Consider the following 18,955-nt stretch of genomic DNA (forward strand, 5'->3'; position numbering starts at 1 on the left):
ACCTACGAAGAAAAAACTTTTAATATAGTTATACCGAATGACCTTTGCCACAAAGACCAATGGTCGAGCGGAGGTTGGTTAGGAATGGCCAAACAATGGAGAAAACAAGCACACCGTTCCAAAAAATACCGCATCGTTGACCCCCTCGCCCTAGACCTCGACGGCAACGGCATCCGCACTGTGGCGGCCAACCAATTTTCAGGTAGCCTCTTCGACCACGACGGCGACGGTATCCGCACGGCTTCGGGCTGGGTGGGCAAAGAAGACGGGCTGTTGGTGTACGACCGCAACGGCGACGGCATCATCAACAACGGCAGCGAGCTGTTCGGCGACGCCACCCGCCTGCAAAACGGCGGCACGGCGGAGCACGGGTTTGCCGCGCTGGCCGATTTGGACGACAACGGCGACGGCAAAATCGATGCGGCCGACAAGGCGTTCTCTTCATTGCGCGTTTGGCGCGATCTCAATCAAGACGGCATCAGCCAGGAAGGCGAGCTGCTCACGCTGGAGCAGGCCAAGGTGCAGTCGCTCAACACTCAATTTAGCAACACCAACCGCAGCCTGGGCGACGGCAACACGCTGGCACAGGAAGGCAGCTACACCACCACCGACGGCCAAACCCGCCAGATGGGCGATTTGCTGCTGGCCAACGATCCGCTGTTCAGCCGCTTCAACGATCATGTGGAGCTAACCGCCGAGCAGCTGCAAAATCCGAACCTCTCCGGCATCGGCCGCCTGCGCGATTTGCGCGAGGCGGCGGCTTTGTCGCCTGCTTTGGATGCGGTGTTGCGCCAATATGCCGCTGCCGAAACCAAAGAACAGCAAACGGCATTGCTGGCGCAGCTGGCCGCCGAGTGGGGCAAAACCGATGCCCGCTACGGCAGCTACACGCCCACGCTCACTGCCGCCACCGAGGCATCCGGCACCGCCGGCCAAGGCGTGCCGCTTACGCCCGGGGAACTGCAGGCATTGCGCAACGGCAAAGTAAACATTTCTCCCGAGCTGCAGGCCGAATTTGACGCGCTGCAAGACAAAATCCGCCTGTTGGATGCGTTCACCGGCGAAGACTCCCGCACGCTGGGCTACGGTACGCTGGAACAAGTGAAGGAAATCATCCGTGTCGCCAACACCACTTATGCCCAGTTGGAACACAGCCTCTACCAAGGCCTGCTGTTCCAAACCCGCCTGAAACCCTATCTGGACGCCGTAGCCTTCACACTGGATAACGGCCAGTTAAAACTGGATTTCAGCGGCGTAAGCGCCCTGTTTGAAAAAACACACGCCCAAAACGCGCAAAAAGCATTTGTGGACTTAGGCGAATTCCTGGCCAACCAGCAAAACCCTGCCTCGCCAGAATTGGGCACACTAACCGGCTTGTTGGAACGGTTTACCCAAGAGGCCGTTGCCGCCGGGATGTTGGATAAGTATGCGGAGGTGTTGGGTAAAGAAGCACTAGGCAAACTGGGCTACCTGAATGAAGATAGGTTCAGCCGCACCGTATTGGAGAAACTGGGCACCCTAACCGGCTCTGCAAACAACGATATACTCAACGGCACGAAAAATAATGACTATATCCTCGGTTTACAGGGTAACGATACATTAGACGGAGGAGAAGGTGATGATTATTTGGAAGGCGGTGCCGGTGATGATTCCCTCGGCGGCGGTAACGGCCACGATACCTTGATTGGTGGTGCAGGTAGTGACCGGTTGGAAGGCGGCTACGGTAACGATACGCTGGACGGTGGCACAGGTAATGACCGGTTAGAAGGAGGCACATTCGGCGCTGATACTTATCTGTTTGCCAAAGGCCATGGACAAGATACGGTAAATGATTTTGCCGAAGCCGAAAGCCAAACCGATACCTTACGCTTCGAAGGGGCTGTAGCCGCCAATGCCGTATTCACGCGCAAAGGCAACGACTTGATCATCCAAGCTTACGGCAATACCGACCAAGTTAGCATCCCCAACTATTTCCTTGATTACAAGTTCCAGTATTATCGATTTGCCTTCGACGACCGAATTATCGGCAATGCCGATATGCACCAAATTACCGTAACCGGACAAGGTAGCGATCAAAACGAACACTTCATTGGACGAGATACCATCGACATCATTCATGCTGGTAGCGGCAATGATACCGTTTATGCTTGGGACGGTAACGATATCCTGCACGGAGAAGATGGTGACGATAACTTGAATGGTAGTAATGGCAATGATATTTTGTATGGCGATGCCGGTAACGACCACTTGGCTGGAGATAACGGCAACGATACCCTGATTGGCGGTGCAGGTAGTGACCGGTTGGAAGGCGACTACGGTAACGATACGCTGGACGGTGGCACAGGTAATGATCGGTTAGAAGGAGGCACATTCGGCGCTGATACTTATCTGTTTGCCAAAGGCCATGGACAAGATACGGTAAATGATTTTGCCGAAGCCGAAAGCCAAACCGATACCTTACGCTTCGAAGGAGCTGTAGCCGCCAATGCCGTATTCACGCGCAAAGGCAACGACTTGTTCATCCAAGCTTACGGCAATACCGACCAAGTCAGCATCCCCAACTATTTCCTTGGTTACAAGTTCCAGTATTATCGATTTGCCTTCGACGACCGCACTGTCGAGCATTTCGACTACAACCAATACGTTGCCAATGCCAATAATCTGATTCAGGCGATGGCTAGCTTTGGCAGCAACAACGGCAGCGGTGTGAGTAGTACCAGCACGATATCCAATCCGGTTATTAATCCAATGCTGGCAGCCCCGACTCTGTAATGGCCATGCCTGATTAGCTTGGTATAGGAATAACAGGCTACCTGAAAATTTTAGCTTCGCAGAAACTTCGCTGCGCTGCATTTTCAGGTAGCCTGTTCCGTTGTTGGTGGAGTATTCGGATAGTATTAAGTTAGCCAACGTGTACCGCGCTTGATTTGTCTACGATGGTAGGCAGAGTGCATAGCAATGAGGCTACCTGAAAGTTTTAACTTCGTTGAAGTTTTACTTTCAGGTAGCCTCTTATTGCACTACAGGCGGCATTCATTATTGGCTGTAGCTTGATAGCAAACCAGCTTAACTTCGCTACAGCATTGGTTCGCCTTGTATTGGAGGTTAACTTGGCTTGCTATATTTCTGTACCGCCTATCCGTTCTGCAGCCGGTGCAGGTAGCGGTAGTAGCCGTCTTCTTTGGCCAAAAGTTCCTGATGGCTGCCCTGCTCGACAATCTGCCCTTTGTCCATAGCGATGATGCGGTGTGCCATGCGCACGGTGGAGAGGCGGTGGGCGATGATGAGCACGGTGCGGTTGCGGCAGATGGCCTGCATCTGCTGCATGATGGCGCGTTCGGATTCGTAGTCCAGCGCGCTGGTGGCTTCGTCTAAAATCAGAATGCGCGGGTTGCCGACTAGGGCGCGGGCGATGGCGATGCGCTGGCGCTGGCCGCCGGAAAGGCCTGCGCCCTGTTCGCCCACCATGGTGTCGTAGCCTTCCGGCAATTCCATGATGAAATCATGGGCGCCGGCCAGCTTGGCGGCGTGCATCACGCGTTCCAACGGCATGCCGGGGTCGGCCAGGGCGATGTTGTCGCGCACGCTGCGGTTGAGCAGCACGTTTTCCTGCAGCACCACGCCCACCTGCCGCCGCAGCCAGGCCGGGTCGGCCAGCGCCAAGTCGTTGCCGTCCACCAGCACGCGGCCGCGCTCGGGTACATACAGGCGCTGCACCAGCTTGGTGAGGGTGGATTTGCCCGAACCGGAGCGGCCGACGATGCCGAGCACTTCCCCGGCGCGGATGTGCAGGCTCAAATCACGCAGGATTTCCGCGCCGTCGGGGCGGTAGCGGAAGGAAACGCGTTCGAAAGTGATGTCGCCTTTGATATCGGGCAGTGCGATGCGGGAGGCGGGGTGTTCGGTGGGGGTGTTGAGAATATCGCCCAAACGTGCCACGGAAATGCCCACCTGCTGGAAATCCTGCCACAGCTGCGCCAGCCGGATTACCGGCGCGGCCACCTGCCCGGCCAGCATATTGAAGGCGATCAGCTGGCCGACGGTCAGCTTGCCGTCGATCACCAGCCGCGCGCCCAGCCACAGGGTGGCCACGGTAACCAGCTTCTGAATCAATTGCACGCCCTGCTGGCCGATGGTGGCCAGGCGGGTAACGCGGAAGCCGGAGTTGACATAGGCGGCCAGCTGCTGATCCCAGCGGCGCGTCATCTGCGGCTCCACAGCCATGGCTTTTACCGTGCCCACGGCGGTAACGGATTCCACCAGGAAGGCCTGGTTATCGGCATTGCGGGCGAATTTGTCGTCCAAACGGGCGCGCAGGATCGGGCTGATGGTGGCCGACCACACGGCATATAGCGGCAGCGACACGATGACCACCAGCGTGAGCCAGCCGCTGTAGTACCACATCACGGCCAGGAAAATAAACGAAAAACACAAATCCAGCACCGAAGTCAGCGCCTGGCCGGTGAGGAAATTGCGAATCTGCTCCAGCTCGCGCACCCGCGCCACGGTATCGCCCACACGGCGGTGTTCGAAATAGGCCAGCGGCAGGCTCAGCAGGTGGCGGAACAGCCGTGCCCCCAGCTCCACATCAATACGCGAAGTGGTGTGGGCAAAGATATAGGTGCGCAATCCGCCCAGCACCACTTCAAACAGCGTTACCACCAACAAGGCAACCGCAATCACATCCAGCGTAGAGAAGCCGCGGTGCACCAATACTTTATCCATCACCACCTGAAAAAACAGCGGCGTCACCAGCGCAAACAGCTGCAACACCACCGATACCGCCAGCACTTCCAAGAAAATCCGGCGGTATTTGATAACGGCAGGGATAAACCACGTGAAATCAAACTTGGCCAGCTGCCCCAGCACCGAAGCACGGGAAGTAACCAAAATCAGCCTGCCGCTGTAGCGCCCGGCGAACTCGGCCTGATCCAACACCGCCGAACGCCCGGCCACCACATCCTGAATCAGGTAGCGTTCACCATCAATCTTAGCCAGCACACAATGCTGCCCGTCTTCACGCCACACCACCGCCGGCAGCGCCAACATGTGCAGCCGCGCCAAATCATGCTTCACCGGCTTGGCCTTCAGCCCCAACTCCTTAGCGGCCAACAGCCATTCGGTTTCGGTCAAATCCTGCCCGTTGGCAGCAAAGCGGTGCAGAATATCGGCCGGATTGGCGGCCACACCGTGGAAATGGGCCATCAGGATCAGGGCGGCTAAAGCCGGGGCGGGAGAAGATGCGTGAGAAGCTGAAGAAGGGGTGGAAGTGGCAGACATGGGATGGGAATCAATCGAAGAATGAAGAGTGAACAAACAGCGATTCGGAGCAATCGAATCAAGTCGAGCCATCATACTGGGCGGGGAAGGAAAGTCAAGCCGACAGTAAAAACAATCCGGCATCGGTGATGCAGTGTGGCAAAGAGAACGAAATAGGCTACCTGAAAATCCGGAGGAAGTTTTTCAGGTAGCCTGATGAAGAAATCACAGTATGACCATCTGCAGCTGGGCAACTCGAAGCAAACGCTGTTCTCAGCAAAATCATTCGCCCCATAGCACACATTAAAACAGGCTACCTGAAAGCGAAGCCGCTACACAGCCCAACACTTTCAGGTAGCCTGTTATCCGTACTGCATCAACGGCAATCAGGTATCGCCGTTACACGGATGCAGCAGCCAACAAGGGATTTACCGGATTAACGGCACTAATAGGACTGCTCACACCGCTGCCGTTGTTGTTGCCAAAGCTGGCCATGGCTTGGATCAGCCCGCTGGCCTGGTTGGCATAGGGTGCAAAGTCGGCTGCCGTTAAAGTGCGGTCCAACCCGGACAGGGTGCTGCCATGGGCATACTGCCTCTCTGCTGCGGGGAAACATCTGCACCTTTCTCATCTCAGCAACACCTGTTGCTAAGCAGTTATTTAGAGTGAATACCACTCCTAGCCTTCATGCTTAGCAACTTGATGTAATCATTTCCCCTCCTACATAAAAAAGCTACCTGAAAACCTCCTCTCGGGTATTTTCAGGTAGCCTGTACGCATGGCTGATGAATCAGTACTTTGTGTTTAAATCCTCTCCAACCATGGATGCTTTACAGGGGCGAGGCAGCCAGCAGGGAATTAGCTGCTTCAGGCATGCCGGTACTGCTATCCGGCCCGCTGCCTCCGTTGCCACCGAAGGTGGACATGGCTTGCATCAAACTGTTGGCTTGGGCGGCATACTGTTCGTAGTCAAAGTATTCGATGACTTCGTCGTCGAAGGCCAGTTTGAACCAATTGTGCCTGTTGTCGGCATAGGTATGGAAATAATTGGCGATGCCGACCTGGTCTCCGCTGCCGTAGGCTTGGATCAGCAAATCATTGCCCGAGCGGCTGAACACTGCGTCGGCGGCATGAGCACCTTCGAAGCGCAGGGTATCGGCCTGTTCGTCGGTTTCGGCGGAATCGCGCACTTCGTCCTGTCCGTGTCCACGTGCGAACAGGTAGGTGTCGGCACTGTCGGAATTGCCAAACAGTTTGTCGTTGCCGGCACCGCCATCGAATACATCGTTGCCGCCTCCGCCGGTAAGCCGATCGTTGCCGTTGCCGCCCAAAACCGTATCGTTGCCGAGGCTGCCGGTCCAAACCTTATCCGCCGGCATGGATTCCACCACCAGAATGCCGTCAATATCCTGCGGCAGCAGGGTACGGTCGTCGAAAGCAAAGCGGTGGCGGCTGACAACGTAGCTGGTGAAATATTCGGGCAGCAGGACTTCGTCTTTCGTGCCGTAGGCCCGTACCGCCAAATCGTTGCCGCGGCGGATGAACGCCGCATCGGCGGCAAGAGCGCCTTCGAAGCGCAGGGTATCGGCCTCGTCGTCGTTTTCAGCGTAGTCTTCCACCGTGTCTTGCCCGTGTCCGGCTGCAAACAGATAGGTGTCGATGCCCCTGTCGCCTACCAACATATCGTTGCCGTCGCCGCCGATCAGGGTATCGTTGCCAATACCTCCGACCAGGGTATCATTACCGCTGCCGCCGTCCAAAACATCGTTACCGTCATCGCCAAGCAGCTCGTCATCGCCGTCGCCGCCGGACAAGACATCCTCTCCGTCGTAACCTGCCAAATGATCGTTACCAGCAGCACCGTACAGAATATCATTCCCGCCGAAACCATATAGCTTATCATCCCGATCGGTTCCTCTTCCGGTAATGGTTAATCCGTGTATATCTTCCGGCGACAAGGTGCGATCATCAAAAATAAATTGGAAGTGACTTTCCCCTAGGTCTGATAATCCCTCATCACCAGCCCTTCTCATTGATAAACTTGCTCCGGATTTAAAATAACCAGATAGGGTAACCTGATCTTTCCCTCCGTAGGCGCGGATGATCAAATCATTACCGGAACGATCGAATACGGCATTCGCTATAACGGCACCTTCAAAGCGCAAGGTTTTCAGATCCGGTTGAATATATTGCCAAACACGCGAAGTTACACTCCAATCCACCACCGTATCCTGGCCGTGGCCTTTGGCAAACACATAGGTATCCTCACCGCCGCCGCCGATTAGGGTGTCGTTACCGGCACCGCCGTTAATGATCTCCTTCAGCCCGATACCCTGTATCGTGTCGTCCTGATCGGTTCCGTTGTTGACGATATTAAGACCTTCCCAACCACCATCTCCCCAAACGCGGTCATCAAAGGCAAATTCGTAACCCCAGTAGCTGTGATCGGCTGCCTCAAGATAAAAGTGTTTCACCAACACCTGATCATCCCCGCCATATGCCCGGATCAACAAATCATTGCCGGAGCGGGTAAATACGGCATCAGAGGAAGCCGCCCCTTCAAAGCGAAGGATACTGGAATAATAGCGATCCTCCGTAGAATCATCTACCGTATCTTGGCCGTGTCCCTTGGCGAATACATAGGTATCCTTACCGCCGCCGCCAGTTAAGGTGTCGTTACCGGCACCGCCGTTAATGATCTCCTTCAGCTCGATACCCTGTATCGTGTCGTCTTGGTCGGTTCCGTTATTGGCAATATTAAAACCTTCCCAATCAACATTTCCCCAAACGCGGTCATCAAAGACAAATTTGTAACCCCAGTAGCTGTGATCGGCTGCCTCAAGATAAAAGTGTTTCACCAACACCTGATCATCCCCGCCATATGCCCGGATCAACAAATCATTGCCGGAGCGGGTAAATACGGCGTTAGAAGAAACCGCCCCCTCAAAGCGAAGAATACTTGAATAGTAGAGATCCTCCGTAGAATCATCTACCGTATCTTGGCCGTGTCCCTTGGCGAATACATAAGTATCCCTTCCACCGCCGCCGATCAGCGTATCGTTGCCGGCACCGCCGGTAAACACTCCATTTAATTCGCTACCACGAATGATATCGTCCTGGTCGGTTCCGTTATAAGTAATAGCCAAACTGTTTACCCCCAATGTTTGATCATCAAAGGCAAAACGGAACTCTCTCCGATTACGATCGATAAAGTAGTCTTTCACTTTCACTTGATCCGCTCCACCATAGGCTTTTACCACCAAATCGTTACCGGATCGGATAAACACAGCATCGGAGGATGCCGCCCCTGTGAAACAAAGGGTATCGGAATCGCCGCTGGAGTTGCTTGTACGATCATCCACCGTATCCTTTCCGTGGCCTTTGGCAAATACATAGGTATCGGCACCGTCGTATCCGCCCTCCAACCAGTCATTGCCGGCTCCGCCGTTCAAAATATCGTGACCGGCCCCGCCGTACAAATAGTCATCCCCGTCCCCCTCTTCCAAAGAATTCATGAGGCCTCCTATCAGCATGTCATCGCCGTCCCCACCATACAGGTGGTCTGAACCTAGCTGTCCCACCAAGGTATCATCGCCTTGCCCGCCGTACAAGTGGTCATCGCCGTGGAATCCCGCTGGCAGATAGCCGAATCTGGCACTATCGGTATGCCCGTCGCCATACAACTTGTCATCACCAGCCCCGCCGAAAATATAGTCATCCCCGCCTAACCCATACAACTCATTACCTTGGCTGATTTCCTTCTCCGGCACATAATCCGGCTGGCCAACTTCATCACCGTAGATCCAATCGTTTTCATGGCTGCCATAAATGGTATCTGCACCATCTCCACCTACCAGATAATCGCCTCCGGCGTTGGTTTCATCTTTTACATAATCAATAGCCGGGCCGGCGAGATGCAGTTCATCACTCTTTTTCGGATAATTATAGCCCCAAACTCCTCCATTTCGGTAAGTATACACTCCTCCGCCCAAAGCTCCGGTACTACCGGTACTTTCCCATACCACATAACCAAACAAATGAGAAGTGCCCAAAATCACATCATCCCCTTTGCCACCGAACACACGGTCTGAACCTTTACCGCCGGTAATCAAATCATGCCCGTCGTCACCATAGAGGATATCGTTGCCGTCGGAGCCGTCAATCGCATCGTTGCCGTCCAAACCGTGCACGATATCTTTAGCCGCACTGCCACGCAGCACGTCGTGGAAACCTTTGGCTTCCACGCCACCATTTAGCTTGCCGGTGGCATAGTTCCAGGATGTAGCCTCCCAATCATAGGTTTTGGTGCCTGATTTAAACGGAGCCACCACATCGCCGTTCATATAATGCACATCAAGCTTCTCTTGCTTGTCGGCTTTTAGCTCCAGTTTGAATTTACTGCCGATCAAACCCTTTTTACTCTTTTGGAAATGCCACTCTCTCAGCACCAAATGTCGATTCTTCGGGGTTACAATCATTAAATCGGCGATCATCCCGCCTTTGCCGTCTGATCTCTCTTTCAATGGAACGTAAGTGTAGCCATCCTCATCGCGCCAGCGGCCGTAATCGCTGGGCGGAACATGAACGCCCTTCAGCGGTTTGCCGTCAATAATAATTTCGCCGCCATCTGGGTCGATAATTTCATCCCCTTCAATGTCTTCAGAATCGAAATAGTAGTAATCATGTCCTGTACCACCATTTAGGTAGTCTTTACCCTTGCCACCATACAAATGGTCAACATCTGCACCACCTTCCAGATGATCTTCCCCATCACCACCTTTAAGGGTATCAACTCCTCCTCCACCATAGAGATGATCATCTAACTCCCCACCCGTAAGGGTATTTGAACCAGACCCACCAAAAATAATATGCCGCTTCAATCCGTTAGGCAACCTCCTTGCATCCATATCAATCAATACTTCCGCCTCAGTATCTTCATATACCAAATTATCTCCCCAATTAGCGTGTATTCGGAGCATATCTTCAGGATTCAATCCAGATCCAAATAGTTTTCCATATTGGGTATTGATAGTATCAAAAGAACTTTTCAATGCCAGCATTTGAATGCGGTGCTGCAAATAGGTCTTACTCATTCCATTTGGATTTGTCGGGCTATATAGATCCAAATCATCTTGACCACTGTAATCCGCCCCAACCACAGCAAAAGGGTTGAGCTCACGCAGAGCATAACGGAAAGCCCTACCTTCCTCATTATCTTGGCTAGCAATCGTTTGCAATCGATCAATACCTTGTTGGGAGTTCTCAGTTAGCACTTTATGTACGACGTACTTTCCTTCTATTTCGTTTAGTTTAATCTTTTCACGAATAGCTATAATATCCTTATAAAGCAAATCGCGATCTTTTTCTTTATTCTTATGCACCTCAACCCTAAGTATTTTTCCTAAAGCAAATACTGTTTGCTCCAATGCCATAAAGTCATCATTACCCATTTCTTGGTATATTGAGTTAAGCAAAGGGAGCACCTTATCGATTGACGTTTGATCTAATTTTCTATCTAATGCAAAAAATAATGAAGAAACCATCAATGTGTCGCTAACTTGGGTTATAGTATGTCCAAGCCCTTCCCACTTTCCCTCGATAAAAACTTCCGGTTTAGCTCCTGCTTGCGTTAAGCCGATTTTCCAATCCTGTGCAGTAATATCTATGTTTTTATCACCTATAAGGTTAAGGATCTTATTCTTATCGAAATAACCTACTCCACCCAGTGTTTTAAATAATTCAGTCATATTAAATGGAATATTGGTTCGGGAAGTTTCTACTAAATTTACACTATTTTCCGTACCGAATCCTGCAGCATTTGCCATATATACTCGATCAGATATCTCAGGGAACAGACGGGAAAACGCAGCGGCTAGATGCCCACCCAGACTATGCCCAACAACAGTCAGGTGTTGCCCAGGATCCAGTTTACCCAAGCCAAAAGCCCGATCATCTGTGTTGCCATAATGAGAAACAGAATCGGTAAAACTAATCTTCTTCACAATATTAGAATCCAGAATATAGCCCTTGCCGCGAAGCTCATCTTCGATAGCACGTACCTTCGCCAGATTTTTTGACACTTCTTCTGGATTAATCAACAAATTATCACCATCTCTTCGAGACTGGATATAATCAGACATTGCTGCCTGATATCGTTTTGTTAATTCTTCATCTACTGCAATAACTGCAATGCGATAATTACTATTTTCTTTAGCGGTTAGTTGCTGATAGAAGTTGTACATATCAATAATTTGCAGATAAGCTAGGCCATTTAATGCAATGTCTCCAGCATCAATGGCAACGACATCGTTTAATCCTAGCGTACCGCGCATGGCTAGAATATATTCCCCAGAATTTTTCCCATCCGTCCCATTATCTTTGAACAAGGTAGCGGAAAAACCGCTTTCCGAGCTAAATAATCCCTTAAAATCTTCTACTCTAGGAATAGGAAAATGCCGTCCGGCACGGTCTTTATAATGAGCAATAATTTGATAATTATTAACAATATATTCAGCCAGTTTTTTTGGCATATTTGGAGATCCGTCATTATTATCGTACTTTTGCATAAGAGCCTTGATAACTTCATCTCTTCCCTCAAACTCCACCCCTGATAATTCGGCATATGAGGCTTCGGCTAGGACAATATAGTTGGCTACAGATTGATTAGCATTCATGACTTAAGATCCCTTATGGTTGGTTGGTAAATATATAAATTGGTGGAAAACTTCTCTTTGCTTCAATTTGTATATGCTTCGGCAGTCTTTCTCCCCGCTCCAAAAAAAACCCTTAAATCCCTCTTCTATTGATGGTTGTTGAAGATAGGAGGTTGTTGCCTTATACAATACCCTTTTACTGACGGCATCATAATATATTTCGCTCCATAGTGAGACATATGGTTTATTAGACAACTTAAAATTAGTATACCATGCCACACGTGCATTTTCTCTACTGCTAAATTGATACTCTATCCCTTCAAAATTCACTGTTTCCGGATAACGCGTGCCCACTTCTTTTGAAGTGCCGGCATAAGGATAATAGCCCAACTCCCGCCAAGCTTCCTCGCCGCCCACCGTCCGTTTCCACTCCTCAGGATCCACATATACCCATACCCCCGTTTTTTTGCATGCTTCCTCGGCATGACGGACTGCCTGCCAGTTCTCAATTTCCCACTTCACAATCCAGCCGCCCATCAGCAGCATAAATCCGGCAAATGCTCCGGCCTTCCCTGCCCAACCATATTGTGGCAACATCCGGGTGAATATCTTTCTGCCGAATTTAACGGCCAATCTTGTCAGCACAATCCACAAAATCAGCGAAAAGAAAAACAAAAATATAATAGCCAGTCCATACATGTTTTACTCCTATTAGCGGGTTAAAATAAAAATGATACAAGGCGGTAATCCGCGAGGTATACAGAGAGTACGTTGAGGCGACCCAACGTGTTAGAATTGCGATTTTAACCCACTATAAATTATAGCTTACAATCCCATCAATTAATTGTATATAGAATTGGGCAAAAGGCTACCTGAAAATCCTTTCTTTTGCTCTTTACCAATCTTCATCGCCTGTTTTCAGGTAGCCTCTTGCCCATCCGTACCTGTCAAACAAAAACACCGCTGTGCGCAGCATGAAGGCCATGCTGGCGGCAGCGGTGTTGCTGTATGGTTCGGCGGTACGGCGTGTTCGCGGGGGAATCCATTTGGGCTCCGGATTGGGTCGTATCGGTATCGTTTATGTACGGCATGGTAGCTTGCGGGGGCGGCGGCTGGCAAGCAATTAATAATACTTTGCATATATCCGGCAGGAATATGCTATTTATTCAATCCAGCCAGATAGTTGGCTTGTTTTTCCAATCCTGCCTCCGGTGTATGGAAAGGTATGGACAGCCGGGCTAACCTGCCTTTATTCCACCTGCTCCTCCGTATCGGGCAGGAGATTGCCTGATACCTAGGGCTACCTGAAAAACACGGCCTGATTGGGCTGCTGCCGGGTTGGCTTGGCAGCGGTTTGGTTTTTCAGGTAGCCTCTTGTTGCGGGTTGTGCCTTTTCGGCCCAATCAGCAGGCGGTTTGGCGTTTTATCCGCTGCCCGCTCTTTACCAAACAGCGCTTCTGGGCTAGTATCGCGCCATTCTTAATTTATCTCCCTTCTCTAAGATTATGTCCCGCTTTGTCCGCCTTGGTGCCCTCCGCGATTTCCTCGGCCGCTACCGCACCGTTTGGCGCAATGTGTGGGCTGTCCGCGACCAGCTCGACCCGCCCAAGCGCGATGCGGACGAGCTGGCTTTTCTCCCCGCCCATTTGGAGCTGACCGAAACGCCGCTTTCCGCCGCGCCGAAATGGAGTGCGCGGCTGATTATGCTGTTTGCGCTGTTGGCGCTGCTGTGGGCGTGCATCGGGCAGATGGATATTGTGGCGGTGGCTCAGGGCAAAACGGCACCGGGCGGGCGCAGCAAAACCATCCAGCCGCTGGAAACGGCGGTGGTGGAGGAAATTGCGGTGGGCAACGGCCAGCATGTGAAGGCGGGGCAGGTGTTGGTGAAGCTGGCGGCTGTGGGCTCGGACAGCGACTACACTCAGGCGGAGCAGGCTTTGCAGGCGGCAAAATTGAGCCGTTTGCGCCAGCAGGCGCTGCTCTCGGCGCTGGATAAGCATGAGCCGCCGCAGTTGCCGGCGGAAGGGGAAGAGGGTTTGCCGCCGCAGGCTTTGGCGGAGGCACAAACTTTGGTGCGCAACCAGTATCAGGCCTGGCTGGAGCAGGACGAACAGTTGCAGGCGGTGTGGCGCGGCCATCAGGCGCAGTTGCGCGAGGCGGCGGCGCAGGAGCAAAAGCTTTCGCAGCTTACAGCCATCGAGCAGCAGCGCACGGCGGATTTCAAAGACTTGCTGGCCAAACAGTTTATTTCGCAGCATGCTTATTACGAGCAGCAAAGCAAATTGATTCAATACCGTAGCGATTTGGCGGCGCAGCGCAACCGTTTGCAGCAAATCCGCGAGAGCCTGCGCGAAACGGAACAGCAGCGCCGTTTGAACAGCCAAACCCTGCGCCGCGACACATTGGATGCGCTGCGCCAGGCGGAAGAACAAATTGCCCAGCTGTCGGCGCAAACCGGCAAGGCACGCCAGCGGCAGCAGTGGATGACGCTCACTTCGCCGGTGGACGGCACGGTGCAGCAGCTGGCCACGCACACTGTGGGCGGGGTGGTAACGGCGGCACAGCCGATTATGGTGGTGGTGCCGGACGAAGAGCAAATGGAAATCGAGGCGCTGCTGCCCAACCGCGATATCGGCTTTGTGCGCGCCGGCCAGCCGGTGGTGGTGAAAGTGGAAGCTTTCCCCTACACCCACTACGGCTACCTCACCGGCAAGGTGAAGAGCGTGAGTTTTGATGCCGTTGAGCATCAGCAGCTGGGCTTGGTGTTTGCCGTATTGATCACGCTGGATCAGGATTATTTGGTGATCGACGGCCAAAAAGTGAAGCTCACCGGCGGCATGAATGTGAGCGCGGAAATCAAAACCGGCCGCCGCCGCGTAATCGATTATTTGATCAGCCCCCTGCAGACCAAGGTTCAGGAGAGCCTGAAAGAGCGTTGATGCCCGGCCGGACGAGCAGGTAAGGCTGTTGAGGCTACCTGAAAGCCTAAGCTTCAACGGCGTTAAAACGGCCGGCAGCCGAAATATGCGCCCGATAGCTGCCTGGGTTTTCAGGTAGCCCAATGACCGGATTCTGGCCGCGTTGAGGCTGATGCTTTTCAGGTAGCCTGTCTGTTCGGCGATGATTAATTACCCGCTTCCCGAAAAGGCTACCTGAAAGTTGTTCGGCACAGACAACCTCTCCCGCTTATCCTCTAAATGCTGAGTTTTCCCAACCATTCATCCCAATCTTATCCACCATGTTCCGCCCTCCCCTATCCCGTCTCTGTTTCACCCTGTGCCTGCTGATCGGCTGTGCCGCGCCGGCATATGCCTTCGACCTGATTCAGGCCTTCGAGGCGGCACAGCAGCATTCGGCGGAATATGCCGCCGCACAATACGGCTATCAAGCGGAAATCGAACAAAAAGCGCAGGCAAGGGCGCCGCTGCTGCCCCAAATCAGCGCCAATGCGCTGTATCAACGCCAACCGGCCTCGCTTTCCAGCAACACCGTGAGCCACGGTTGGGGCATACAGGCCAGCCAAGTATTGTTTGACCGCTCGCTGTGGGCGCAATACCGCCAAGGGCGGCAAGCGGCGCAACAGGCCGCGGCCAAATTGCAGCGCAGCGGCGATGATTTGCTGTTTCAGGTAGCCCAAGCCTATTGCGAGGTTTTGCAGCAGCAGGACACTTGGGCAGCCATCCGGCAAGAGAAAGCCGCCTACTTCCGCCAAATGCAGCAGGCACGCGCCGCCTTTGAAAAAGGTGCGGCCACGCGGGTGGACATCGAAGAAGCCCGCGCCGGCTACGATGCTGCGCTGGCCAAAGAAATCACCACCGTCAGCCGGCTGGAACTGGCACGCAGCACATTAGACAACCTCACCGGCCTGGACTCGCGCCAAATCGAGCCGTTACGCCCCGGCGAATTGCCCGATTGGTTGCAACAAAAGGAAAACTACTGGCAAGATTTGGCCGAACGGCATAATCCGCAATGGATCGAGCAACGCTGGGCCTGGCAGCAGGCGCGCAGCAGCCGCGAAGCCGCCCAAGGCAGCCGTTGGCCGCGCCTCACCCTCAACGGCGGCTATCAAGACCACCACAACACTCAAAGCTACGGCCGTGCAGACCAGCACTACCGAAGCAAAGGCGGCAGCGTTACCCTGCAACTGAATCTGCCGCTATACGACGGCGGCCAAACCAACAGCCGTATCCGAGAAACCACTGCCCGCGAATTGCAGCAGCACGAATTGCTTACCGCCACCGAGCGCCAAGTGCGGCAGGCGGTGCGCCAAGCCTACCTCGATGCCTACGGCCACCAATACCGCATCCTCGCCCAGCAGCGCCTATTAGAAAGCAACCGCGCCAAACTGGAATCCACCCGTTTGGGGCGGCAAGTGGGCGTGCGCAGCCTGCTGGAAGAACTGCAGGCACAACAAGCTGCCGCCGATGCCGAACAGCAACTGGCACAGGCACGCTACGGCTATGTCTTGGCCTATATGCGGCTGCTGAAAGAATCCGGCGTGCTGGGGGAGGCTGCCCGGCAGCAGCAGCTGCGCCGCGAATTGTTTGCCGGTAATCCGAAAGCCCGCCGTGCAAGCACTCCGGCCAATCCTGCCATCCCCGCCACACAGCATCTTCCCCGCCAAGCAGACGGAACAACTGGTGTTTTCTCCACATCTACCGATGCCCCACCGCCGCTGGCAAACGAATCGGCTGCCGGTGAAGATATATCTTCTCTGCAGACGGATAAGCAACCATCCCGCCCGGCCGCGCAACGCCGCCGCCCTACCAACCGACGCTAATCACGCAACATTAACGATATCCTGTTAACTCCTATGTAGAAACCAACCAAATGGCTTTACGGCGGTATGGGTGAGGCTGGTGTTTTTGTGCATGTTCATGCCAGTATTATAAATACTGGAAACAACGCTACTGTTTCCTACATCCTTGATGAATGGTGTTACCTGAAACCGAACTACAAATATTGTTTGCTTAAATACACGGTCACGAGCAGGCTGACGGGAGTTTTGAGGCTGTTAAAAAGCAGCCTGCACTTTATTCAGATAGCTTGAAGGGTGGGTGCCTGAAAACTGAAAACCGTGTGTACCGCACCCTCCCTACCCATGCGGGCTACGCTTGCTGCCCGATTGGCAGCTGCCCGCCGTTGCCCTCTATGCCGTAACGCCCCACCGCGTGCAAACCGCCCGTACCGCCGCCGTGTTGCGGATTTTGCAGGAGAGCTTTGCGGAGGAGGCGGAGGCTACCTGAAAAATATAGTGGATTAAATTTAAATCAGGACAAGGCGGCGAGCCGCAGACAGTACAAATAGTACGGCAAGGCGAGACAACGCTGTACTGGTTTAAATTTAATTCACTATACGTGGAGGTGCAGAACAGCGCTGATTATCCGCGTGGGCAGGCAGTGGCCCGGCTCAACGGAGAAGCTTGCTCGGAAGCAGCCGCAAGATGGTGGCCGAATTGGTTGGGCGTTGGCGGAAATGATATGATGGGCAACCGTTATCCATAACGGCACTGCCGCAGACTTTTATCAAGTCAGCCTGCATAAAATATCAATGTAATAAAAGGGAAGAATACGATGTTATTGAGCAATATTGAAACTGTTCCCGGCCGCAACGTCGTCCGCCATTTGGGATTGGTTCAGGGTTCGACCGTGCGCGCCAAACACGTCGGCCGGGATTTTATGGCGGGCTTGAAAAACCTGGTTGGCGGCGAACTGAAGGGCTACACCGAGCTTTTAAACGAAGCCCGTGATGAGGCGATTGCACGCATGGTCGAACAGGCGCATCAGGCCGGGGTCAATGCGGTGGTAAATGTGCGTTTTTCCACCGCATCCGTAGCGGCAGGGGCTGCCGAAATCTTTGCCTACGGTACAGCTGTGGTTTTGGAATAGGAGGCTGCGATGTCGAACGACAACGATGGTTTCTCCATTATCCTGCTGCTGGTGTACCTGTGGCCGATTTGGCTGCTGCTGATCACCTATTTCACCGGCCGCCATATTGAGCGGAAACATTATGCCGATATAGAGGCGCGGGAAGCTGCACTGCGGCATATTATGGTGATTGCCGTTAAAAAACCGCCGCAGGATTTCAGCGGCGGGGAATTGGTTTATGCGGGAGTTGTGGTTTCCAGCGATTATTTCCGCCGTATGCTGGCAGCGTTCCGTAATTTCTTCGGCGGCAATATCCGCAGCTACGAAACCTTGCTCGACCGCGCACGGCGCGAAGCCGTACTGCGCCTAAAAGAACAGGCTGCAGCGAAAGGGGCAAATGCCGTGTTGAACTTCAAATTGGAAACGGCCTCTTTGGACAATATCTATCAACCGCAACAAGGTGGCGTGGTAGGTACGGTTGAAGTTTTGGCTTATGGCACGGCAGGACGGTTGTCTTAGCCGGTTTAGTCCCCGCATCATTGATGCCAAGAATGAAAGGCCGTCTGAAAAGTTCAGACGGCCTTTTGTTCTTGGTCAAACCGGATTACAGCAAGCATCGTGTGGGCAGTTATGCCCATATACTCTCTTTCAGGTAGCCCTCTTTCAGGCTACTTGAAAACGTTGGGTTTGCTAACCCAGCCTACCCGCTAAATTAGATAAAAGTGCGTTATATACAATATCGTCTATTGTGGATTTCGGGGTGAAATTTACAACCATGTATTTAATCTCGTTAATAATTCTTATGCTTATATCTTTACCACTCATAATGGCATTAATAGTATCTATAGTGGCAATTTGAACGGCATATGAATTCCCCCTAAAAATTGAAATACAAAGCTCTAATGCATTAGAAAAATTTTTAGTATCAGACAGTATGCTAATAAGTGCTAAATACCATAGTTCGTTTTTTTGACTCTGCAAGATATCGAATAAATGCTTCCATTCAGCATCGTTAAATTTATTTAAAATATCAATAGCATCAAGTATTAAATAATCATACCAATAATTATCAAACTCTCCCCTATATTTGGATAGTATGTTATCTAATTCAAATATGTGCTCCATATAAAACCTATATTTATATTGTTTGAAGACCAACAGGCGCAGAGCGGGCAT

General features: G+C 52.6%; 10 protein-coding genes and 2 pseudogenes. 7 read left to right on the forward strand and 5 right to left on the reverse strand.

The window, feature by feature from the left end; translation table 11 throughout:
* Positions 1-72: 72 nt before the first annotated feature.
* Positions 73-2,772: pseudogene (locus ELB75_RS03545) on the forward strand (calcium-binding protein); the annotation flags it as partial.
* A 363-nt stretch (positions 2,773-3,135) separates the two neighbouring features.
* On the opposite strand, the gene ELB75_RS03550 reads toward ELB75_RS03545, so the two are convergent.
* The 4 genes from ELB75_RS03550 to ELB75_RS03560 all read right to left on the reverse strand — a co-directional run bounded on the left by ELB75_RS03550 (position 3,136) and on the right by ELB75_RS03560 (position 12,611).
* A complete protein-coding gene (locus ELB75_RS03550; RefSeq protein ID WP_126982740.1) occupies positions 3,136-5,280 on the reverse strand; it encodes a type I secretion system permease/ATPase in 2,145 nt (714 codons plus the stop codon).
* Between the two features lie 378 nt (positions 5,281-5,658).
* Entirely contained in the window at positions 5,659-5,823 is a 165-nt protein-coding gene (locus tag ELB75_RS12440) for a hypothetical protein (protein ID WP_164726785.1), read from the reverse strand.
* A 266-nt stretch (positions 5,824-6,089) separates the two neighbouring features.
* Positions 6,090-11,933, reverse strand: a complete 5,844-nt coding sequence (locus ELB75_RS12995) for a hypothetical protein (protein WP_126982741.1) — start codon at positions 11,931-11,933, stop codon at positions 6,090-6,092.
* 3 nt (positions 11,934-11,936) lie between these two features.
* Positions 11,937-12,611, reverse strand: coding sequence for a hypothetical protein (locus tag ELB75_RS03560; protein ID WP_126982742.1), 675 nt, complete (start codon positions 12,609-12,611; stop codon positions 11,937-11,939).
* A gap of 806 nt (positions 12,612-13,417) precedes the next feature.
* Here ELB75_RS03560 and ELB75_RS03565 point away from each other — a divergent pair.
* The 6 genes and pseudogenes from ELB75_RS03565 (at position 13,418) to ELB75_RS03585 (ending at position 18,298) form a co-directional block, all read left to right on the forward strand.
* Positions 13,418-14,851, forward strand: a complete 1,434-nt coding sequence (locus ELB75_RS03565) for an HlyD family type I secretion periplasmic adaptor subunit (protein WP_126982743.1) — start codon at positions 13,418-13,420, stop codon at positions 14,849-14,851.
* 299 nt (positions 14,852-15,150) lie between these two features.
* Positions 15,151-16,692, forward strand: coding sequence for a TolC family outer membrane protein (locus ELB75_RS03570; protein WP_126982744.1), 1,542 nt, complete (start codon positions 15,151-15,153; stop codon positions 16,690-16,692).
* Between the two features lie 334 nt (positions 16,693-17,026).
* A complete protein-coding gene (locus ELB75_RS03575) occupies positions 17,027-17,158 on the forward strand; it encodes a hypothetical protein (protein ID WP_431306050.1) in 132 nt (43 codons plus the stop codon).
* Positions 17,136-17,320, forward strand: a pseudogene (locus ELB75_RS12615) (IS5/IS1182 family transposase); the annotation flags it as partial. The gene ELB75_RS03575 and the pseudogene ELB75_RS12615, both read left to right, overlap by 23 nt.
* A 165-nt stretch (positions 17,321-17,485) precedes the next feature.
* Positions 17,486-17,800, forward strand: a complete 315-nt coding sequence (locus ELB75_RS03580) for a YbjQ family protein (protein WP_126982745.1) — start codon at positions 17,486-17,488, stop codon at positions 17,798-17,800.
* Between the two features lie 9 nt (positions 17,801-17,809).
* Positions 17,810-18,298, forward strand: a complete 489-nt coding sequence (locus tag ELB75_RS03585; protein ID WP_126982746.1) for a YbjQ family protein — start codon at positions 17,810-17,812, stop codon at positions 18,296-18,298.
* Positions 18,299-18,469: 171 nt separating this feature from the next.
* On the opposite strand, the gene ELB75_RS03590 is transcribed toward ELB75_RS03585, so the two are convergent.
* Positions 18,470-18,955, reverse strand: coding sequence for a hypothetical protein (locus tag ELB75_RS03590; RefSeq protein WP_126982747.1), 486 nt, complete (start codon positions 18,953-18,955; stop codon positions 18,470-18,472).

The organism is Eikenella corrodens, assembly GCF_003990355.1.
Lineage (GTDB): Bacteria > Pseudomonadota > Gammaproteobacteria > Burkholderiales > Neisseriaceae > Eikenella > Eikenella corrodens_B.